Here is a 20502-nt window from a genome sequence, read left to right as displayed (position 1 = left end):
CGGCATGAACCAGGACATCCAGATCGAGCTTTCCGGCATCGAGAAACATTACGGCGCCTTCCATGCGTTGAAGGATATCAACCTGACGATCCCGAAGGGCATGTTCGTTGCCCTGGTCGGCCCGTCCGGTTGCGGCAAGTCGACGCTGCTGCGCTCGCTCGCCGGTCTCGAAAAGATCACCGGCGGCACATTGAAGATTGCCGGCGAACTGATGAACGACGTGCCGCCGCGCATGCGCGACATCGCCATGGTGTTCCAATCCTACGCGCTCTATCCGCATATGACGGTGGAGCAGAACCTCACCTATTCGCTGAGAATGCGCAAAGTGCCGAAGCCGGAGGCGAAAAAGAAGGCCGAGGAAGTGGCGGCGATTGCCGGCCTTTCCGGCTTGCTCGACCGCTATCCGCGGCAGCTGTCCGGCGGCCAGCGCCAGCGCGTCGCCATGGGCCGCGCCATCATCCGCAATCCCAAGGCTTTCCTGTTCGACGAACCACTGTCCAATCTCGATGCGGCTTTGCGCGTGTCAATGCGCAAGGAAATCCGGGCGCTGCACGACCGGCTCGGTGCGACCTCCGTCTATGTCACGCATGACCAGATCGAGGCGATGACCATGGCCGACCATGTCGTGGTGATGCGCGACGGCGTGATCGAGCAGCAGGGCGCGCCGCTCGAGCTCTACGACCGGCCGGCCAATCGTTTTGTCGCCGGTTTCATCGGCTCGCCGGCAATGAATTTCCTGCCGGCGACCGGCATCGAGGGCGGCCGGATCGTTCTCGATGTTCCCGGCCGGCCGTCGATCCATTGTGCCGAGCCGGTCGCCGTCGGCCGGAAGGTTCTGGCCGGCATGCGGCCGGAACATCTGCGCGTCGCCCATGATGGATCCGATGGCTTCGAAATGCCGGTGATCGGCATCGAATCGACAGGCTCGCTGACCTATATCACCCTAGGCGCCGATCCCGAGATTACGCTTGTCGAGCAGGGTCGGGAGCGCGTCCGTCCCGGCGACACGCTGATGCTGGCGATCAACCCCAGCCTTGTGCATTTGTTCGATCCCGACACGGGCAAGCGGGTTTGATTATTTTCCGCTCAAGCCTCGGATGGCCAGATCGCTTTCGACCATATCGGAGTTGTGCATCTTCCTGACTGTCAGCGTGTCGTCAATCTTGAACAGCAGATGACGGAGGGTGTCACAGCATGAAGTCCGCCTTGGCGAAGTTTATGGAGCCGTCGATACGGATCGCGAAGTCGGCGCCATTGATCCCATCGGTGTCGGCGTAGACATAAGTGTCGCCACCGTCCTTCTCGAAGCGGAGTTCGCCTGCCTTTCCAGAGAAATCCTGGGAACCGATGAAGGTAAAATCCTGATTGCCCTTCGTGTTGCCATTGGCGTCGATGGCGTGCAGATCGATCCTATCTCCATCGGAATGGCTGAAATCCTTGATGACGTCGAGTGCGGCGCCACCGTCATTCAGTTTCAGACTGTCGAGACGATCGATATAGATAAACTGGTCAGCGCCGCCGCCGCCGGTGAGATCGTCGCCGCCGCCACCGCCGGTGAGCCGGTCATTGCCACCACGTCCATCCAACATCCCGCGGCTCCCAAATCCTCCTCCGGCGACGACCACATTGGCTTTGTCATCACCAGAGAAAGCAGTAGTCGTCCCAGTAAGGTTAAATATCTCGACATTGTCGAATGCCGTTCCGGCCGCAGCGCCGGAGTTGTTGGCTGGTGTTTCGAGATCGATGCTGGCGTCTCCATCGATCCGAACCGTGTCGCGCCCGGTTCCACCCTTGATCGTGTCGCCACCACCATCGACCCCAACGAAATCGTTGCCGCCACCCATGACGAAACTGTCGTCACCACCGCCAATGCTTTCGACATGCTCTGCCGCAGTTGTGCCGACGAAGCCAACGGTGGTGTTGGAAAACAGGAACTCTTCGACGCTGGTGATCACGTCGCCCTTGGCGTCTCCGATGTTGTTGGCAGGATTTATGAGATCGACAATTGTCGTCGTCAGGTCGGGGCCGTATCCGCCGAAGGCAATTTGGTCCGTGCCGCCGCCTCCCGAAAGAACATCCCCGCCTTCACCGCCGTTGAGAAAATCGTTACCTTTGCCGCCGATCAGAATATCATTGCCCTCGCTGCCAGCCAGGCGGTCATTACCGTCCAAACCTTTCAGTGTGTCGTCGCCGGTACTGCCCAAGAAGACGTTGGTTGCTKTGCTGCCGATGACGATATCGTCGAGGATCGTGCCTTCGATATCCTCGACATGGCTGAGCCTGTCGGTCTGGCCATAGGGATTGATRACCAAGCCCGTGATGAGGTTCGCGTTAAGGCCATTGTGCGCGGAAATATCGAGATAGCTAACCTTGTCCTCGCCGGCCCCGCCATCGAAAGTCAGTCTGCCTTTGTAGCCACCGCGATCGACTGTTTCGTTGGCAAGCCCGCCATGGACGATGTCATTGCCGCTGCCGGTGTACAAAAAGAGGCTATCGCCGACGTCCCCCCTACCGTAGATGATGTCGTTGCCCGACAATGCTTTGTCCACAAGTCCCGTGAGGCCAGTTTTTCCGATAAGCAGATTCTCGTATTTAGCGAGTGAAAGATGAATATTGCTGATCGTGAACAGCCTCTCGCCTTCTGCGCCTTTCACAGTAAAATCGGTCACAAAGGCGTTTGAGTTATCTAGAGTGGCCGTTATACTTCCATATGGRCTAGATGAGGCTTGCAATCTACTGCCCGGTGATGGGTGCCCAAAATCGAGGTCCGCATTTATCTTATGCCCTTGGAGAAAAAACGCAGTAATATCAATGACGTCAAATTGATCAGACGCGAATAAACTAATGAATTTAAAAGTATTCTCAATGGCTTGACCGTCTGTTGTCGCAGGCAACATTACAGTTCTCCAGAAAATTGACGATTGCCAAGCGATATGCCTGATGGTGCGGAGCTGGTCTCTCGTCCGCTCCGGCAAGATGTCATTCTCAGTCTATGGCAAATTATCCTTTGGTCCCCCCACAAACAGGGTAGTTTAACTAAAATAATTGCGACTGTGAAAATCACTGTGCCGAGCGCGATTTGATGTTTACCCCAGCCGCCTGCGGCGGCAAGATTTGGTCCAACATGATAAGGCGCGGCGCCGTTCGGCGGAACAGGCGATGACTCATGCGTCAACCGGCCGCCGCCGACAGGAAGATCGCCGCGTGGTCCATAATGGACTCGAAGGCTTCGAAATGCCGGTGGCCGGCATCGAATCGACGCGCTCGCTGACCTATATCACCCTGGGCGCCGATCTCGAGATCACCTTGGTCGAGCAGGGCGTGAACACGTCCGGCCGGGCGACATGATGCGGCTTGCGATCGATCGGGGGCTCGTGCATCTCTCCGATCCGGAGAGCAACCGGCGGATTTGAGCCCGGAGGTATCAAAGGTGGAAGTTCGGTGCGCGAGCCGCTTGCTCCCTCTTCTCTCCGAGGGGAGAAGAGGGAGCCGCTGCCGGCGTTTCCGCCAAAATCCTGCTACGCGCCGGGTATCTCAAAACGTTAAAATCGACATTGCGGATATCCGCTCTATTTGCCGACCGAAGGCCTTGCCAGAGCCCTGAGGCTCGGCTAACGTTGTGAAAATTGAAAGCGCTTTCAAATTCGTTTGAAAGCTGGATGATGGAGAAAGTTCATGGCCATTCGCACAGTGGTTTGGGGCGAAAACATTCACGAGCAGACCAACAAGATCGTCGCCGAGATTTACCCGGAAGGCATGCATACGACGATCGCCAAGGCGCTGAATGCCGACGCCGCCATTTCCGCCACCACCGCGACGCTGCAGGAGGCCGAGCATGGCCTGCCGCAATCGCGCCTCGACGAAACCGACGTGCTGCTCTGGTGGGGCCATAAGGACCATGGTGCGGTTGACAACGAAATCGTCGAGCGCGTCGCCAAGCGCGTGTGGGAAGGCATGGGCCTGATCGTGCTGCATTCGGGCCATTTCTCCAAAATCTTCAAGCGGCTGATGGGCACGCCCTGTGCGCTGAAATGGCGCGAGGCCGGCGAGCGCGAACGGCTCTGGGTCGTCAATCCCGGCCATCCGATTGCGCAGGGCCTGGGCGACAATTTCGTCATCGAATATGAGGAAATGTACGGCGAGCACTTTTCCGTGCCGGAACCGCTCGAAACCGTGTTCATCTCCTGGTTCCAGGGCGGCGAAGTGTTCCGCTCCGGCATGACCTGGCGCCGCGGTGCCGGCAATATCTTCTATTTCCGCCCCGGCCATGAGACTTATCCGACCTATCACCAGGCACCGGTGCACAAGGTGCTGCAGAACGCCGTCAAATGGGCCTACAACCCCATGCCGACCTACAAGGCCGTGCATGACGCGCCGAACGTGCCGGTCGAAAAGGCGCTGGAGCCGATCACCGAGCGCGGCCCCAGGCTGCATCAGGCGGGCGAAGCGGGTTATCGATAAGCTTACACGAACGGGGGCGGAATATGCGTTTGCTGATTCTCGGCACGGGCGGCATGGCCAATCAACATGCCAATCATTTCAAGCAGATAGAGGGAGTGGAGGTCGTCGCGGCGGTGGATGTCGACCCGGTGCGGGTTGCGGACTTCGCGCTGACGCACGACATCCCCAAGACGTTCACCTCGCTCGACGAGGCGCTCGCCTGGGACGAGTTCGACGCGGTCGCCAATGTGACGCCCGACCGGGCGCATCATCCGACCACGATGCAGCTCATCAAGGCCGGCAAGCACCAGTTCTGCGAAAAGCCGCTAGCGGAAAATTTCGAGCTCGCCATGGAAATGACCGAGGCGGCCGAGGCGGCCGGCCTGATCAACATGGTCAACCTCACCTATCGCAACGTGGCGCCGCTGCAGAAGGCGCGCGCCATGGTGCGCGCCGGCGATATCGGCTTCGTCAAGCATGTCGAGGCGTCCTACCTGCAGAGCTGGCTGGTGTCGAAATCCTGGGGCGATTGGCGCACGGAAAGCAAATGGCTGTGGCGGCTCTCCACCGCGCATGGCTCCAACGGCGTGCTTGGCGATATCGGCATCCACATTCTCGATTTCGCCTCTTACGGCGCCGGCCTCGAGATCGACCACATTTTCGGCCGGCTCAAGACCTTCGACAAGGCCGAAGGCGGCAAGATGGGCGACTATGTGCTCGACGCCAATGACAGCTTCGTCATGTCGGTGGATTTCTCCAACGGCGCGCTCGGCGTCATCCACGCAACCCGTTGGGCCGCCGGCCACTATAACGACCTGCGTCTGAGGATCTACGGCGACAAGGGCGGCATCGAGGTGCTGCACACGACCGAGGGCTCCTGGTTGAAAGCCTGTATCGGCGAAGACGCCGAGAGCGCCGAATGGGACGAGATCGACGCCGGCGATGTGCCGACCAATTATATGCGCTTCGCCGAAGCGGTGAAGACCGGCGTCAACGACGAACCGAACTTCCGCCACGCCGCCAACCTGCAGCGGGCGCTGGACCTGGCCTTCGTTACCGAGAAGGAGCGCGTCGAGCACAAGGTCTGATCGATGCCTGCCGTAGGTGAAAACCGGTTTCGGCAGGCACGTGAGAACTGCGGGCGAAAGCGCGGGCGAGCCCCAATGATCGCGGCGCGTCTTACGTCCGCTCTTCGGCCAGGTGGTCTTCGAGCGCGTCGATCACAGCCGCCTGGCTCTCGGGTCGCCACTGCAGGCGAATCTGGCCTTTCGCACCGTCATCCATCCTGATGAACAGCGACAGGCCGTCCTCGTGGGGAAGAAAGCTCGACGTCAGGAACATCCAGCTTTCACCCTCGACATGGCTGACGCCGTCATAATCGACAAAGGCGCGCACGACCCGATAGCGCCGACCTGGCTGCAGATGTTTGAAAGCCTGTGCCGGTTCCTGCATGGGCAGAGCCTGCTTCGATCCGAAGAGTTTTGGAAATTGCATGCGTCCCACATAGCACTCTGCCGGGCACTTCGCGAGGTCRACCGACATGCCGCAGACGCCATTCCGAAATTCCACCACCCCGCCGCGGAAATTCGCCATTGAAGTAGGCCGGAGACTAGGCTAAGAGACCCTACCGGCCCCGCGGAATCGCCTCTCTGTTTCGCGCAAAAGCACCCGTAGCTCAGCTGGATAGAGTGTTGGATTCCGATTCCAAAGGTCACAGGTTCGAATCCTGTCGGGTGCGCCATTTCCGAAAATCTCGAAGTAGCTTTCGAGGCAATTTGTTCCTGTAGTCAGCTGCTTCACAAAAACGAGCCGCATTCGGCGTGGTCTCATGCTGCGCGGCGGAAGAAGAATGTCTTCTGATCCGTCGTTGAGACCAAGCCCATGCGGAAAAGTGAGGACAATACGGCTTCGACGGATTTGCGCGAACGCTGCCCCTGCTTGAAGCGCGAGGCAATGATGGCGGCATCGAGCGGCTCTTCGGCCTGCATGAGCTGATGCAGGACAGCCGGCGTCTGGTCGCGTTCGTCGGTCGGGAAGCTGGGTTTAGCGCCTGCTTTCTCCGGCGCTGCCTCGCCGAGGTCGGCTTCCAGCTGTTCCGCCTTCTCCTTCTCCGAGCCGAAACGCGGGATCTGGTAGTCGGGTCGCAGCCAGCGCACGAGCCCGCGCTTTTCCTCCTTTGCCCGCTCCTTGTTGAGCGTGACGAGACGGGCCAGCACCTCCTCTTCCGGCAGGTCGACCGGCCAGCCGTAGGCTTCGGCCACGGCGGCATCGAGCCGATCATGCAATTCCTTGAGGATCAGGACGAGTCCGTCATCGAAGATGCGGCGCTCCTTGGGGTCGAGGTCGTCGGGCTTTGCGCCGGATTTTAGTCGCTCCAGCACGTTATAGAGGCCGGTGAGGGTGAGATGAGAATGGCAGGCAAGGACGCGCTTGCGGTGGGCATCCAGCTCTTCGGCAATTGCGCCGATCTTCCGTTTTTGTTCATCGGTGCCGGCGGGGAAAGGAAATGGATCGAAGCAACGTGATTTTGAATAACGTGGATCGTTGCCGATTCCTAACCAGCCGCCTGCACGCAATGCCCAAGCTGCGTGGAGACGTGACGACAGTACGCCAAGGGGATAGCCATCACTCAGGCCGATGGCGACCAGCATGTTGTCAGGCAGAATCGAAGCATCAAGGAATTGGAAGACCCGATGCTTGGCCGTCTCGACGGTCGCTAAGTAACGTGCAAGCCCAAAGAGCGCTGGGCGCAATTCTCTCCGAGGCTCGCCAAAAATCCACCAGTTATCGCGATATGTCGCACGATTATTTTGGTCACGCTCCGGCTTAACAGTCGACAGCACGTGCTGGTAGACCTCTGGAAATTGGTCTCGCACGTCATCTGCTGTCAAACCAAAAAGATCGATCACCATGACACCGCGCGGCCGGTCCGTCAGATCACGGCCGTTCCGATAGAGGCGAATGTGATGTTCCAGGCCTGGACGCCGGCTCAGACCTAAATGTTCTGCTTCCTGCGGCGAGACTATGAAGCCTGAGCCATGAAGCTTCATGCCTGGCGAACAGATGGCAGAATTCGCTTTTAGCTCCATAGCTCCCGTGACATCCACTCCCACAGTTAAGTCGGGATTGATGTTACCAACTTTGTCGGCAAACAGGATCACAGGACTGTCGGTTTCCACAGCCTCTTCCGCTGTCACCTCCTGCAGCAGCCCATCCTTCTTGCCAGTTTCCGCCACAGTCATCGCAATGCGCACTGCGGCGCTGTCGCGGGTCACCTTCGTCCAGGGATGATCGGGGATCGCCATAACCAGCGAAAGCGGTTTCTTGGCATTGAGATATTGCTCCATCACTCGCCGTTGGAAGACCTGGCTGATCGAGTTTGTTGTGACGAAACCGAAGCGTTTCAGTCGCGACTTTGGCCTGAGCAAAATGTCGGCTGAGCGATCCCACCAGTACATGACGAAATCGGCGCTCTCGTTCATGTGTTTGTGCGCTGCCCACAGAGCCTCGGCATAGCCGGACCCCATTCTGGCGCGGATATCCTTGCCACCGACAAAAGGCGGATTACCGACAATATAATCTGCCTCCGGCCATTTCGGCCGCCGTGGATTGGGATAGGCCTCCTTTCCATCCACCACTTGCGGCAGCGGATAGCCATCCCAGAGCAGCACCGCATCCACGTTCTGGATATTGTGGAAGGCTTTCAGGATCGGTTCCGAGGGCGCCACGCCGCGATTGCGGAAATGCCATTGCAGATGACCGATCCACAGCACCAGTTCGGCGATGGCGGCGGCGCGCGGATTGATCTCCATGCCGAGAAACTGATGCGGGTCGACGGTATGCGTATCGAGCGCAAACGCCTCCTGGCCGCCGAGATCGTTCAATGCCTCCAGCACCTCGCCCTCCAGCCGCTTCATCAGTTCGAGCGAGACATAGAGGAAGTTGCCGGTGCCACAGGCCGGGTCCAGTACGCGAGTTTCGCAGAGCTTGTCGTGGAAGGCCTGCACCGTCTTGATCGCTGCGTCGTTCTTGCCCTCCGATTTTTGCCGGTCGGCGGTCGAGCGGGCCGCATCCCATTCGGCGCGCAGCGGATCGATGACAGTGGCAATCACCAGCCGTTCGACATAGGCGCGCGGGGTGTAGTGCGCCCCCAGCTTGCGCCGGTCGGCCGGATCGAGCGCCTGTTCCAGAAACGTGCCAAAAATCGCCGGTTCGACATCGCGCCAGTCATAGGCGGCTGCGGCCGCCAGTTCGCCGATCTCTTCGCGGGCGAGCGGCAATGCGCGGCGCCTCTTGAAGAACTCGCCGTTGATTTTCTGACCTTGTGTTGGATCGCCGCGGCGAAGTCGCCTACGTCCATCGCCTTCCAGAGGTTTTCCATCATGCCCGGAAAGATTTCCGGCTTCTCGGCGCAAAGCTTCAGCAGGTCCTTGAAGCTATCCGTTGGCAGCAGTTCTACGTCTTCTGCAAACATGGTGAAGAGCACGCGCATCAAGAACATTGCAACCTCGTCGGGCGCGTGGCCGGCCTTTTCCAGGGCTTGCGACACCTTGGCGATACGGGTGGCAATGTCGCGCGTGACTTTGGCTGCGTGGCGGGACGGATCGAGCGACAGCGGATCGGTCCAGATCGCGACAAGCAGATCGCGGATTTCCTTCAGCCGCAGGTCTTCGAGAAAGATGCGGAAGGAACGACGGTCGGGGAATTGGTCATAGGCTTTTCCGTCGCGGCGGAAATTGGCATAGACCTCGATGCAGTGGCCGACATCGCAAACCAGGACAAAAGGCGGCGGCTCATGCGACGGCGGCAGCAGCCGGACGTAGTTCTCCGCCTGAGTGCGGGCGTTCATCATCAGCACGTCCCAGGAACGATTGGCGCTGGCCCGCCGGCCGCGCGGTGCTGCTTCCAGGCCCGGCAATCGCGGCGCCTCGGCAATCTTCTTGTCGCCTGAAAATCGGCTCTGCTTGGCCTCCAGTACGAAGCAATCGCGCTTGTAGAGGTCAATCCGCTTGGCGGAGGTCGAACCGTCGCGGGCGGTTTCCTTGACCGCGCGCTCGAAGACGTAATCGTTCAGCTCCGTTGTCGCCGAGGCGGGATCAGCGTGCGCTAACCCGAGGACATCGCAGAGTTCGGTGAGAAACAGGGCATAGTTCGCCCTCTCTTGTCCGCCTTCGTGACCCTGCCAGCGACTGATGAAAGACTCGATATTAGATTGCATGCGAAATTGCCCCCGTCCCCCTTTTTACGACGCGGGGTTTCAGGTGCAAGTGGTCTTTTGTGGAAGTGTCATCATTGAAAATTCAGCACACAAGAGCAATGGACTGTCGTGAATGGATGCAGGAGCGGGCGGGCATGAACGTCGTTCATTCTAGGCTTGAAGTTGGCCGTCAGGCGATATTGGGCAGTTTATCTGGAACGATCTTTTGCAGTTTCCGATAAAGCGTCTGCGCTTTGGCAAGCCGGCCGTCATCTGCCTTTTCAGGTTTTCTTCTCGCTGTTTCATACCATGGATCCGCGAAACCCTCTCCAGACAAGAAGAGGGCAGTGGCGGCTAATTCAAGCTCTATGGAATCGGCTTCAGCTGCTTCCGTCGCCAGATTCAGTCGCGCTTGGTTAGCGGTCGAGGTATGTAGTAACGGCACCGAGAAGTCGGAATAGAACCCGCCCCAAGATGCGGCGAAAACCTTCTCGACGATGCCACCCAATGCGACCGCGTCCTGTGCTGCGGCTGCAAGATCTTCGCTAAAAGGACCATAGTGCTTATATTTGAAGCGGAATCCTTCACCGAGCGCAGCCGCTTCGAGGAAGAAGCAGACTTTCTGCAACTTTGTCCGGCCGACAATTCTGCCGCCAGCATCAAGAATTATATTCCTGACTTTGTCAGTGTCGCGTAAGGTCACCGCGGATCTCCCCATCTATTATCGCGTTGACGACATTTTGCGCGTCGGCGTCGTTGCGCTTAAGGTAAACCCTGAAAAGCTTGAAGGGTTTCACCGCCGCGACGACCGCGGAACGCTGCTTCAAATCGATCAGGTCGCCTCCAGAAGTCAAAATATTTATCCGGTCAAGTGCCCCCTCGGATTCTTCAACTGATTTATATGGAGATCGAGACGCCTCGTCCGTATGAATTCGAGGTAATTCGTCGCTTTGCCCGGCCGTCCAGTCGGACAATTTCTCTTTGATTTTTGCGCATATCGCGTCGACCTCTGTGCTAGCGCCGGCTGTGTCTTCCAACGCGTGGGCTACCTTTTCCCTGACATCGATGCATTTCCCCAGTTCTCTATCCCTCAACGATTGAGCCAAGCTGGCGATGACATGGTCCTTCGCCTCACACATCAAAGGGAGTGCGCCCCAGATTGTTGTGTCGTCGAGTGAAAGGGCCGACTCGACCTCAGCAGGGTTCCATGCGAAGCGAACTATGGGATGATTACTCGGCAATCCCGTCTGATTGAGGCTATCACCCCGCACGAGAGTGATCGCGCGATAGAGTAGGTCGCCAAAGACCTTCTCGGCGCCTCTGGTTGCTTTATGAAAATAGACTGTTGGATAAAGTTGGAACAATCCAAGGACGTACGCCTCGGCAGCAAAGATGGCTTTCGGACCAAGAACGAACGTTTCGATTTGGCCAATCGACTCTTTGTCCACGCCATAAGGTACACTGGCAATTTGGAGATTAGCAGTCAGCCACTTGAAGTCGATGGCCGCGTGCTGAGTGCCGGTCATTAGCCGGTCCCGTCGCATATAATCCAATCGGTCGGCATCGAATTGGCTGGAGACGACCGCACGGTAGACATTCTTCTTACCGCGCCCGCGGATGATATCCGCGACATCGTCGGCGAATCCGCTTCCTAACTCGTTCAGCTCCTTTGCCACTTCACTTTGGCGAATTAAGATGTCACTAACATGCTCGTGGTCAGCCATCGGCAAATCGAGCCGCTTTCCAACCATTTCAAAGGCATGGCTAAACGGGCCATGGCCGAGGTCGTGCACTAGTGCCGCGGCGAGCGCACGATGCATTTTTGACTCCTCCACTTTCGGAACGTGTTTCCGAATTACGTCCATCAAGGCGCGTGCGGTATGGAAAACGCCGATGCTATGTGCGAATCGAGAATGCGTTGCTCCGGGATAAACCAGGTCAGAAAATCCAAGCTGCTTCACACGCCTAAGTCGCTGAAAAGGTCTAGTTTGAATCACCTTCCAAAGAACGTCCTCAAACTCGTCCCGCTCAGTATCAAACTCAATAAGGTCATGCAGCGGATCTCGAACTCGCTGGCTTACCATCAATGTTCCCATAATGTTCTTGTTTTGACGCAAAGTCAAGGTCGCAGATTCGCCTCAAATGTTCAGCCAGCGAAAAAGGTTGTTACCAGATATATTTCTCGCGCCCTGCGGTCTGATGCCGCCACACCGCCAATTTTTTGGATGGGCGCGGCCCGCCTACAAGAAAAATACCGCTTGTAGTTTTCGAGCCAGCGGCGTTTCTCACACCAACTCCGCTCTCACGACCCCATCACAGATCAAACGACCCCGCCTTCAGCGTCAGCGCCCCATCCAGATGGATAATAAAATCCGCCTTGCCGTCGCCATCCACGTCACCATAAACATAAGTCTCGCCCTTCACCTGGTCGTCCCGCAGCTCTCCCGCGTGATGGCCGAACGCATCGCCCCCGATAAAGCTGAAATCCTGGTCCCCCTTCTTGGCCGCATTGGCGTCGATGGCGCTGAGGTCCAGCATATCATTGTCCTTGACGACAAAGTCGGTGATTTCGTCGGCGGTCTTGGTGGTGTTGCCGGTGTCGCCGGCGGCGAAGAGGAAGGTGTCGGCGCCGGTGCCGCCGGTCAGGTGGTCGAGGCCGGCGCCGCCGGAGAGTTTGTCGTCGTTGGCGCCGCCGTCGATCGTGTCCTTGCCGCTGCCGGATTTGATCGTGTCGGCGCCGGTGCCGGCATCTATGTCGAGCTTGCCGCTGACCGCCGTCAGCGTATCGGCGCCGGCGCCGAGCAGGATCTGGCCGTTGACGATCGAGCCGTCGAGGAGCTTGACCTTGTCATTGCCGTCACCGAGCGAAACGTCGCCGAAAATCGTGCCGGAATTGGTCAGCGTGTCGCCGAAAGTGCCGATGATGGTGATCGCGGCGCCAGTATTCCCCTCGATCAGGCCGGCATTGGTGATCTTGGTGGCGGCCAGCGCGTTGCCTTCGGCGCTGTCGTCGATCTGGATGGCGCGGTCGAAGCCGTAGATCACGCCGCCGGCCTTGTTGTTGATGGTGCCGCCGCCGGCGGCGATGCCTTCGGCGTGGTTGTCGCCGCCATCATGCTGGCCATTGGCGCCCATGCCGCCGATGAAGCCGAAATTGTCGATCTGCACCAGGCCATCGGCATCGACCGCATCGCCGTCGCTGTCGGTATAGGTCTGGGATTCGCCCATGATCGTGCCGTGATTGGTGACGGTGAGCTTGGTCGCGTCGAGATCGCCGGTATTGTTGTCGAAGTTGAGGCCGGAGCCGTTGCGGCCGACGATCGAGGCGCCGGCATCGTTGATGACCACGGCGCCGACGCTGCCGGTGACAGCGTGATGAGACGCTTCGATCAGCGCGCCGGCATAATTGTGCACGGTGTTGCCGGCGCCGTCGCCGAAATCGACGCCGTCACCGCCGGAAAAATCATCGTCCGGCGTGCCGTCAGGGTTGATCACGTCGGCCTTGGAAATGATCTTGCCGTGATTTTCGAGGAAGACATTGGCGCCATCCTTGATGACGTCGTTGCCGGCATCCTGGGTGATGACGCCGGTGGCCTCGTTGATCAGGTGGAAGGTCGAGCCGGCGGTGGAGAATTCGAGCGCGTGGTCGCCGTCCTTGCCGGACATGAGGCCGGCATTGTCGACCGTCACCGTGGCGCCATTGCTGTCGATATCGTCGAAGCGGACGCGGCCATTGATGGTGGCGCCGACATGATTGTTGAAGGCGATGACGCCGGTGACGTCCTTGTCGGCGCGGAAAGCGCCTTTGGTGCCGGTGACGATGCCGTCATTGGTGAAAGAGACGCTCGTGGCGCTGCCTTTCCAATCGATCGAATAGTCGTCTGCCGCGGAATTCAACGTGTCGGCGGCGGCGACCGAGGCTGTGTCGTTTCCGGTGAGATGGATGGTCGTGGTGATGGTCGTCATAGGTCTCTCCCTGTTGGCATGACGATCAGCCCGGAATGGTTGGGCCGAGCCTCTATCCTCCGAGCCCCCGCTGGAGGAATTTTGCGCAACGACGCGCGTGGCAACCGGAGAGGTTGGCGTTCATCGATGCGGAATGAGATGATGGCGTTTTATGCGCAGCTGCGATGACAGTATGATGACCGCTTGATTATGATCAAGTCATGCTTTCGGCGAAGGTATTCTCGACAGATGCTGATGGCGATACTGCTGTCGGTGCGGGGGCAGATGGCGAATTGACGCCTGGAGAGATCGACCGTGCCGGAGAGGGGGGACGCCGGCTGCCCCGATATCGGCATCGACAAAGCCATCCTACCCCTGCTGACCTGACAGGGGGACCATGACCGACAAAAAAGGCGCCGGTGGAAGCCACCGGCGCCAAGGTTGGGAGTCACGTGATTGGATCAGGCGGCGACCGAAGCCGAGCCTGCGGTCGGGACTTCCGAAATCGTCTTCAGAACCTGGGAAGCGATCTGGTAGGGGTCGCCTTGGGAGTTCGGGCGGCGGTCTTCGAGATAGCCCTTGTAGTCGTTCTTGATGAACGAGTGGGGCACGCGGACGGAGGCGCCGCGGTCTGCCACGCCGTAGGAGAACTTGTTCCACGGGGCGGTTTCATGCTTGCCGGTCAGGCGCTTGTCGTTGTCCGGGCCGTAAACCTCGATATGGTCCATCAGGTTCTTGTCGAACTGGGCCATCAGGGCTTCGAAATAGGCCTTGCCGCCGATTTCGCGCAGATATTTGGTCGAGAAGTTGCAATGCATGCCCGAGCCGTTCCAGTCGGTGTCGCCGAGCGGCTTGCAGTGGAATTCGATGTCGATGCCGTACTGTTCGCACAGGCGGAGCAGCAGGTAGCGCGCCATCCAGACCTGGTCGGCTGCAGTCTTGGAGCCCTTGCCGAAAACCTGGAATTCCCACTGGCCTTTGGCCACTTCGGCATTGATGCCTTCGTGGTTGATGCCGGCAGCCAGGCAGAGGTCGAGATGCTCTTCGGTCAGCTTGCGGGCGATGTCGCCGACATTCTTGAAGCCGACGCCGGTGTAGTAGGGACCCTGCGGTGCGGGATAGCCGGATTCCGGGAAGCCGAGCGGGCGGCCGTCCTTGTAGAAGAAATATTCCTGTTCGAAGCCGAACCAGGCGTCCGCGTCGTCGAGAATGGTGGCGCGCTTGTTGGAGTCGTGCGGGGTGACGCCATCCGGCATCATGACTTCGCACATGACCAGAACGCCGTTGGTGCGGGCCGGATCCGGGAAAACAGCGACCGGCTTGAGCACGCAATCGGACGAACGACCTTCGGCCTGCATCGTCGACGAGCCGTCAAAGCCCCAGAGCGGCAGTTGTTCCAGTGACGGGAAACCGTCGAATTCCTTGATCTGCGTCTTGCCGCGCAGGTTTGGTACAGGCGTGTACCCATCGAGCCAAATATACTCGAGCTTGAACTTCGTCATTACAGACCTCTCATAGGTTACAAGTCACGTGAGATCGGAGACCCCAAACGAACCGCGCCGGGCATATTTGCGCTGCCTCCGGCTTCGGACCGCAGCAATACATGCACGTCACGTGCCAGTTCGGCCGGGTGCGACAAAATTTCAGCAAAGGCGAAGCTTTTCATCAGTTTTGGACTTCGAAAATCAACCATAAGGAGAAATGCGGAAAATTGCTTTTTGAGGGGCAGAAATCGGATTTGGCAAAAAATCAGCCGTTTTGCGCACGATCGTGTTAAGAGTCGTCACTTTGCGTGAGAAATTGCCGCGAAATCCGAAAGAAATTTCAGAATCGAAGCCAAAAATCTCAAAAATAGGCCAGAAATCGGATACAACTTAGTCACAGAGATGGATTGCTTAAAAAATAAGCAGACTGAATTTTTTTTGAGCAGTTTATGGCGATATTAGCAACCTTGTGCTATATATCGGGTTCACGGTCGGAAGAGTCCGAGCCAGATAAAGCAAGAGTTGAACGCCATGAGATTTGAAGCCAGGCATGAAGGCGCGWCCATCATCTCCTTTCCGGATACATTTCAGCGCAAGGCGAAGCGTTTCGAGCAGGAAGTGAAGCGCATCGTCGAAGCGCCTTATGAAACGGTCTCCGATTATGAGGGTGGATGGTACCACACCGACGCCATCGATGCCGACCGGAATACCAAACAATAATGTCGATCGTGCCGGAACGCATTCCTGCGCTGCAGGCCGACATCCAAGTGAGAAACTAGCCCGGCGCCGAGAGGTGGCCGGGCTTTTATTTCAGGCCGATGAGCATAAAGCCGGCGATGGCGAGCGGCCAATTCCATCATGTGCCACACCTTCCGACGATTTTGCAAAAGGCGTTTTCCCCGGTTTGACCAATGGGGCGTCATCGAATAGGCATGTGGGCGTGTTAACGCATGCCAGACGTGCAAATCGAGGACAATGATATGATCGAACCCATGGGGATTCTGCTATACGGTTACGAAGGCGAAGACGAAGTCAGCGTGCTTCTTGGCGAGGATCACGACGATATCGCCTTCCGCTTCATCACCCTCGTGGGTGGCACGTCCGGGCAGACGCTCCGTTTCGAATCGAGCGATGGCTTGACGGTTGGCGAATTCTTCGAGGCGCTCGACGACGAGACGGAAAATCCCACCGAAACCGCGATCATCGATTTCCTGCGCAAGGAACGCGACGCCGCCGTGCTCGTTGCCTTCGACGGCGACCCGCGGACGTTTGATTTCGAGGAGTAAGGTCGCCGGGGTGGGTGTGACTGAAACGTCGTGCCATGCCCCATCCTGCTGCTTTGGGTCGAGACCGGTGGCTCGACCCCGGTCAGTGCCGAGCGAATGCGAGGCGATGAGGGGGCGCCCCAACCGCGAAGTCCCCCTCATCCGACCCTTCTGGGTCGAGCCACTCGTCTCGACCCGTCCTTCGGACCCTTCTCCCCGCTGGGGGAGAAGAGGGAGCTGCCGGCGGCGCCGCCAAACGCAGCGTTTCACTTCTCTACGATGCTCTTGGCTGTGAGGTGAAGAACGATCTGCAGGACGCTGACGTAGCGCGGCACGAAAGATTGCGATGGCTGGACGGGCGTTGTTATTCGACGCCGTCAGGTACCGCCCAAGAGGCTCGTCAACACGTCGATCGGGTTTTCCAGAAGGTCGTCCGATGTGGTCTCGGTCCCAACAAATGATTGCGTTGCGGCGACCGTATCACTGCTGTTCGGCTGGTTGAAGGTCGAACCGGCGTCGTCCGTTTCTGTCGCCGCCGTCCTGTCCTCGCGGCTGTCGTCGCGCGACGTTCCATCATTGCTGGGCGTGTTGAAGAAGGCCGACCGATAGGGCAGGCTGAATTCGAAGCGGCTATCTGGCGCTTCCTTGACCTGCCGGGTGACCGGAAGCTTCACCGGATTGCCGGCACGGCCGCCATCGGGGTCGATCTCATCCGTGACATTGGACGAGAAGCCGGTTACGTCGTCGCTGGTCGACTGGCGGGCGCGGTATGCGGGCGTATAGGCATAACGGTTTGCCGATTGAATTACCGTCATGGCGATATCTCCTGGATCGCAATATGCATGTGATACGCTCGCAGGCTTGCGTCGCGCTTGCGGATTGGTGCAGTGCGAAATGTGAGCACGTGCTCATGGATGCCGCGTGGCCATGCGATCGTCACGCCTGGGGCCAGAAGCCACCTTCCTTGCGGCGCTCGCAGAATATGCCGGTTTCTGCCAGACGAGGTGGAACTTTTAGGAAGAAAGCACGTTATCCGTGCAGTAACGCAGGACTGTTCCGGTCTCGATTTCAGGAGCGGCAATGATTGCTTTCTTCTATGTCTGGGCCGTCGGAACCATGGCCCTGTTCACGCTGGCATTCATTTTTTCCTACGACGTCGACGTGGGCTATCGTCAGACATTGTCGGTTGCCGCCCTCTCCATTGCCTGGCCAGGTGTCGTGGCAGCGATCGTGCTGTTGCTGACACTCATCCTGCTTTTCCAGTTGCGGGATGCCATGATGCGCCTCGTCGCTTCGCGGAAGCGCGGGTCCATGCCGCATGGAAGGCAAAAGATGGAGGGGGCGGTGCATCGCGGCGCGCTCGCGCGAAACATGCAAGCAGGCACCTGGCGACGCTGGGCGGCCACCTTGCGTGCACACCTGTAAAAGTGTTGCAACCGCTGTAAGCAGAAATTAGCGAACAACGACTATTGTGTGCCACAAAGGGGCGCTCCGGATGCTGTTGACCGAAGAATGTCATGAAATCGAGCGACTGAAGGTTCTCGCTGACCTTCGCATCATGCATACGCCGGTTTCGCCGGCCTTCGACGCGATTGTCGAGGCCGCCGCGGGGATTTTCGACTGCCCGATCGGGCTGGTCTCGCTGGTGGCGCAGGATAACCAGTGGTTCAAGGCCAAATGCGGCATCGCGCTCGAAGGTACGGATCGCTCGGTGGCCTTCTGCGATCACACGATCCGCAGCCGCAGCGAGCTGATCGTCGCCGACGCGCGCAAGGATCCGCGTTTCGCCAACAATCCCTTCGTGCTGGGTGAGCCGCATATCCGCTTCTATGCCGGTATTCCGCTTTCCGTCGACGGCGAATATTTTGTCGGATCGCTCTGCGTCATCGGCACGATGCCGAGGATGGTCTCGAATGTCGAGCTCAGCCAGCTCAGGCGCCTGGCACGCGCCGTCGAAGGGCTGCTGCTCGCCCATCGCGCCAATGTCCGCACCAGCGAAGCGCTGGAGGAGGCCGAAAAACAGCGACAGCAGGCCGAGGCCAGGGAAAGACTGCTCGCCCATGTCGAAAGCATGGCGGCGATCGGGGCCTGGCGGGTGGATCTCGCCGCCGGCACGGTCTCCTGGTCCGATGAGGTGCGCCGCATTCACGAGCTCGACGAGGAGGTCATCCCGCTTGAACTCGGCTTCGGCTTCTATGCGCCGCATGATCGCGACAGGGTCCGCGACACGGTTTCTAAGGCAATCGAAGCCGGTGGGCGATTTCATTTCGATGCCGACCTGATCACCGCGACGGGGCGTGAGCGGCGCGTGCGTGTGTCGGGCGATGTCGAGTATCTGGATGGCGCGCCGACCCATATGATCGGCATTTTCCAGGACATTACCGACGCTTATCACGCCGAGCAGCGGCTCTGGCGCAGCGCCAATATCGATGCGCTTTGCGACATGCCCAACCGCATCTGGTTCCAGACCATGCTGGCGGAGAAGCTCGGCTCCGAGGCGCCGTCCGATGCGACGCTGTCCCTGCTGCTGCTCGACCTCGATGGGTTCAAGGAGATCAACGACACGCTTGGTCATCCTGCGGGCGATGCCGTGCTGCGTGCCGTCGCCCGGCGCCTGCAGGGGCTGGCGGGAGACATGGCGGCGATTGCGAGGCTTGGCGGCGATGAATTCGCGCTGCTTTTCGATGCGCGCCTTGGCGATGACGAGCTGAGGCGGCTGTCGGAAGAAATCCTGCAGGATGTGCGCAAGCCGGTGCAGTTCGAACGGCGGTCGATCTATTTCTCGGCCTCGATCGGCATTGCGCATTATCCGCAGGACGCAGCGACGCCGGATGATTTCATGCGCGCCGCCGACATGGCTCTCTACAAGGTCAAGCGCGGCGGTCGCGGCAGCGTCGGCCGTTTCAGCCCGGAAATCGCCACCATTTTCGACACCCGCCGCGTGGCGATCGAAAAGGTGCGGCGCGCCGGCGCGGAAAGCTGCATCGTTCCCTTCTACCAGCCGAAGGTGCGGCTGCCGGATCGCTCGGTCTACGGTTTCGAGGCGCTGGCGCGCATCCGCAATGCCGACGGCACGATCAGCAGCCCCGCCGACTTCTGGTCGGCCTTTGCCGATGCAACGAGTTCACGGCTGATCACCCAGCATATCATGGCAGGGGTCACGGAGGACATGGCGCGCTGGCTCGACCAGGGCCTCGATCCGGGCGTCGTCAGCTTCAATGTCGGCGAACACAGTTTCCATACCCAGGATTTCGCCGCCCAGCTCATCCGCGCTCTGGACCAGAAGCGGATTCCGCGGTCGCTGATCGAGATCGAAGTGACGGAGACCGTGTTCTGGGGCGACGATCCCAGGCTTGTCGGACGTACGCTCGAGCAATTGCATGGCGAAGGCATCCGTATTTCGCTCGACGATTTCGGCACCGGCTATGCGTCGCTCACTCATCTCAAGGATTTTCCGATTGATTGCCTGAAGATAGACCAGACCTTCATTGCCGGCCTCGGCGCCCGGCCGCAGGACATGACCATCGTCAACGCTATCGTCGATCTCGGCCACAATCTCGGCATGGACGTGGTGGCGGAAGGCATCGAAACAGAGGCGCAGTGCGAATTTTTGCGCCTGGCGCGCTGCAATGGCGGCCAGGGCTATCTGTTCGGCAGGGCGATGCCGGCTAGCGACGCGGTCAACCTGCTGGGCCCCGCCAATGTCGCCCGGCGCGCTTAAGAGCATGTCGCCTGAAAGCGGGAACCGGTTTCAGGATAACGACATGCGCAAAACAAAGGTTTAGAGCGTGCTCTGACGTCAACTTTTCTGCAGGGCGGCTTCGATCTTGCCGCGCCGTGTGACGAATTCCCGCCAGATGGTGAACAGGCCGGCGCCAACGATGATCGCGGAGCCGATGACGATGTTGAGCTTGAGCGGCTCGTGAAACACCACGATGCCGAGCGATGAGGCCAGCACGAGCTGGAAATAGCCGAGCGGCTGCACGACCACCGCGTCGAGATAGTCGAAGGATTTGATCAGGCAGAAATGGCTGGCGATGCCGGTGAAGCAGATGACGGCGAGCCAACCCCAATCGGTSGGCGCCAACGGCGTCCAGAAGAATGGGCCGATCAGGGTCAGCACGATGACGCCGCCGACGCCGGTGTAGAAGAAGCTGGTGGTCGCCGGATC

The 20502-nt window shown here is 59.0% G+C and carries 18 protein-coding genes and 1 tRNA gene; 9 read left to right on the top strand and 10 right to left on the bottom strand.

Annotation, left to right across the window (positions count from 1 at the left end; translation table 11 throughout):
* The first annotated feature begins 4 nt into the window (after positions 1–4).
* Positions 5–1075, top strand: coding sequence for an ABC transporter ATP-binding protein (locus AC1DYF_RS24375; RefSeq protein WP_477879362.1), 1071 nt, complete (start codon positions 5–7; stop codon positions 1073–1075).
* Between the two features lie 112 nt (positions 1076–1187).
* On the opposite strand, the gene AC1DYF_RS24370 is transcribed toward AC1DYF_RS24375, so the two are convergent.
* Entirely contained in the window at positions 1188–2897 is a 1710-nt protein-coding gene (locus AC1DYF_RS24370; protein WP_477879361.1) for a calcium-binding protein, read from the bottom strand.
* A 262-nt stretch (positions 2898–3159) separates the two neighbouring features.
* Here AC1DYF_RS24370 and AC1DYF_RS24365 point away from each other — a divergent pair, with 262 nt between their 5' ends.
* The 3 genes from AC1DYF_RS24365 to AC1DYF_RS24355 all read left to right on the top strand — a co-directional run bounded on the left by AC1DYF_RS24365 (position 3160) and on the right by AC1DYF_RS24355 (position 5528).
* The gene (locus tag AC1DYF_RS24365; protein ID WP_477879360.1) at positions 3160–3348 is read left to right on the top strand and encodes a hypothetical protein; all 189 of its coding nucleotides are present in this window, start codon (positions 3160–3162) and stop codon (positions 3346–3348) included.
* Positions 3349–3675: 327 nt separating this feature from the next.
* Complete coding sequence (locus AC1DYF_RS24360; RefSeq protein ID WP_477879359.1) at positions 3676–4461, top strand: ThuA domain-containing protein; 786 nt, start codon at positions 3676–3678, stop codon at positions 4459–4461.
* Positions 4462–4484: 23 nt separating this feature from the next.
* Positions 4485–5528, top strand: coding sequence for a Gfo/Idh/MocA family protein (locus AC1DYF_RS24355; RefSeq protein WP_477879358.1), 1044 nt, complete (start codon positions 4485–4487; stop codon positions 5526–5528).
* A gap of 91 nt (positions 5529–5619) precedes the next feature.
* On the opposite strand, the gene AC1DYF_RS24350 is transcribed toward AC1DYF_RS24355, so the two are convergent.
* Complete coding sequence (locus AC1DYF_RS24350) at positions 5620–5892, bottom strand: DUF3601 domain-containing protein (protein WP_477879357.1); 273 nt, start codon at positions 5890–5892, stop codon at positions 5620–5622.
* Positions 5893–6104: 212 nt separating this feature from the next.
* On the opposite strand from AC1DYF_RS24350, the gene AC1DYF_RS24345 reads away from it, so the two are divergent.
* Positions 6105–6181, top strand: a tRNA-Arg gene (locus AC1DYF_RS24345).
* Between the two features lie 85 nt (positions 6182–6266).
* Here AC1DYF_RS24345 and AC1DYF_RS24340 read toward each other — a convergent pair.
* The 6 genes from AC1DYF_RS24340 to AC1DYF_RS24315 form a co-directional block, all read right to left on the bottom strand.
* Positions 6267–8447 carry a class I SAM-dependent DNA methyltransferase gene (locus tag AC1DYF_RS24340; protein WP_477879468.1) on the bottom strand — a complete coding sequence of 727 codons (2181 nt, stop codon included), beginning with the start codon at positions 8445–8447 and terminating at the stop codon, positions 6267–6269.
* A gap of 101 nt (positions 8448–8548) precedes the next feature.
* Positions 8549–9658, bottom strand: coding sequence for a type IIL restriction-modification enzyme MmeI (locus tag AC1DYF_RS24335; protein ID WP_477879356.1), 1110 nt, complete (start codon positions 9656–9658; stop codon positions 8549–8551).
* A gap of 169 nt (positions 9659–9827) precedes the next feature.
* Positions 9828–10340 carry a hypothetical protein gene (locus AC1DYF_RS24330; RefSeq protein WP_477879355.1) on the bottom strand — a complete coding sequence of 171 codons (513 nt, stop codon included), beginning with the start codon at positions 10338–10340 and terminating at the stop codon, positions 9828–9830.
* Positions 10321–11733: an HD domain-containing protein gene (locus AC1DYF_RS24325; RefSeq protein WP_477879354.1), complete on the bottom strand. Its 1413-nt coding sequence runs from the start codon at positions 11731–11733 to the stop codon at positions 10321–10323. The genes AC1DYF_RS24330 and AC1DYF_RS24325 overlap by 20 nt, the downstream gene beginning before the upstream one ends.
* A gap of 217 nt (positions 11734–11950) precedes the next feature.
* The gene (locus AC1DYF_RS24320) at positions 11951–13603 is read right to left on the bottom strand and encodes a calcium-binding protein (RefSeq protein WP_477879353.1); all 1653 of its coding nucleotides are present in this window, start codon (positions 13601–13603) and stop codon (positions 11951–11953) included.
* 440 nt (positions 13604–14043) lie between these two features.
* Positions 14044–15084, bottom strand: a complete 1041-nt coding sequence (locus tag AC1DYF_RS24315; protein WP_477879352.1) for a glutamine synthetase beta-grasp domain-containing protein — start codon at positions 15082–15084, stop codon at positions 14044–14046.
* Positions 15085–15597: 513 nt separating this feature from the next.
* Here AC1DYF_RS24315 and AC1DYF_RS24310 point away from each other — a divergent pair.
* Both AC1DYF_RS24310 and AC1DYF_RS24305 read left to right on the top strand, forming a co-directional pair.
* A complete protein-coding gene (locus AC1DYF_RS24310) occupies positions 15598–15786 on the top strand; it encodes a hypothetical protein (protein WP_477879351.1) in 189 nt (62 codons plus the stop codon).
* A gap of 230 nt (positions 15787–16016) precedes the next feature.
* Positions 16017–16352 carry a hypothetical protein gene (locus AC1DYF_RS24305; RefSeq protein WP_477879350.1) on the top strand — a complete coding sequence of 112 codons (336 nt, stop codon included), beginning with the start codon at positions 16017–16019 and terminating at the stop codon, positions 16350–16352.
* Positions 16353–16708: 356 nt separating this feature from the next.
* On the opposite strand, the gene AC1DYF_RS24300 is transcribed toward AC1DYF_RS24305, so the two are convergent.
* Positions 16709–17146, bottom strand: coding sequence for a hypothetical protein (locus tag AC1DYF_RS24300; protein ID WP_477879349.1), 438 nt, complete (start codon positions 17144–17146; stop codon positions 16709–16711).
* 265 nt (positions 17147–17411) lie between these two features.
* Between AC1DYF_RS24300 and AC1DYF_RS24295 the strand changes: the two genes are divergently transcribed.
* Positions 17412–17756 carry a hypothetical protein gene (locus tag AC1DYF_RS24295; RefSeq protein ID WP_477879348.1) on the top strand — a complete coding sequence of 115 codons (345 nt, stop codon included), beginning with the start codon at positions 17412–17414 and terminating at the stop codon, positions 17754–17756.
* Between the two features lie 70 nt (positions 17757–17826).
* Complete coding sequence (locus AC1DYF_RS24290; protein WP_477879347.1) at positions 17827–20052, top strand: sensor domain-containing phosphodiesterase; 2226 nt, start codon at positions 17827–17829, stop codon at positions 20050–20052.
* Positions 20053–20130: 78 nt separating this feature from the next.
* Here the strand turns inward: AC1DYF_RS24290 and AC1DYF_RS24285 are convergent.
* Positions 20131–20502: EamA family transporter (locus tag AC1DYF_RS24285; RefSeq protein ID WP_477879346.1), on the bottom strand; the 372-nt coding region annotated here is incomplete at its 5' end.

It is taken from the genome of Rhizobium sp. P2_G9 (genome assembly GCF_056403475.1).
This window is presented reverse-complemented; position numbering and strand designations above follow the sequence as displayed.

Bases quoted from the DNA above. Each gene is read 5' to 3' on its own strand.
- AC1DYF_RS24375 (WP_477879362.1), top strand. From the start codon at position 5: ATGAACCAGGACATCCAGATCGAGCTTTCCGGCATCGAGAAACATTAC.
- AC1DYF_RS24365 (WP_477879360.1), top strand. From the start codon at position 3,160: ATGACTCATGCGTCAACCGGCCGCCGCCGACAGGAAGATCGCCGCGTG.
- AC1DYF_RS24360 (WP_477879359.1), top strand. From the start codon at position 3,676: ATGGCCATTCGCACAGTGGTTTGGGGCGAAAACATTCACGAGCAGACC.
- AC1DYF_RS24355 (WP_477879358.1), top strand. From the start codon at position 4,485: ATGCGTTTGCTGATTCTCGGCACGGGCGGCATGGCCAATCAACATGCC.
- AC1DYF_RS24350 (WP_477879357.1), bottom strand. From the start codon at position 5,892: ATGCAGGAACCGGCACAGGCTTTCAAACATCTGCAGCCAGGTCGGCGC.
- AC1DYF_RS24335 (WP_477879356.1), bottom strand. From the start codon at position 9,658: ATGCAATCTAATATCGAGTCTTTCATCAGTCGCTGGCAGGGTCACGAA.
- AC1DYF_RS24325 (WP_477879354.1), bottom strand. From the start codon at position 11,733: ATGGGAACATTGATGGTAAGCCAGCGAGTTCGAGATCCGCTGCATGAC.
- AC1DYF_RS24320 (WP_477879353.1), bottom strand. From the start codon at position 13,603: ATGACGACCATCACCACGACCATCCATCTCACCGGAAACGACACAGCC.
- AC1DYF_RS24315 (WP_477879352.1), bottom strand. From the start codon at position 15,084: ATGACGAAGTTCAAGCTCGAGTATATTTGGCTCGATGGGTACACGCCT.
- AC1DYF_RS24305 (WP_477879350.1), top strand. From the start codon at position 16,017: ATGCCAGACGTGCAAATCGAGGACAATGATATGATCGAACCCATGGGG.
- AC1DYF_RS24300 (WP_477879349.1), bottom strand. From the start codon at position 17,146: ATGACGGTAATTCAATCGGCAAACCGTTATGCCTATACGCCCGCATAC.
- AC1DYF_RS24295 (WP_477879348.1), top strand. From the start codon at position 17,412: ATGATTGCTTTCTTCTATGTCTGGGCCGTCGGAACCATGGCCCTGTTC.
- AC1DYF_RS24290 (WP_477879347.1), top strand. From the start codon at position 17,827: ATGCTGTTGACCGAAGAATGTCATGAAATCGAGCGACTGAAGGTTCTC.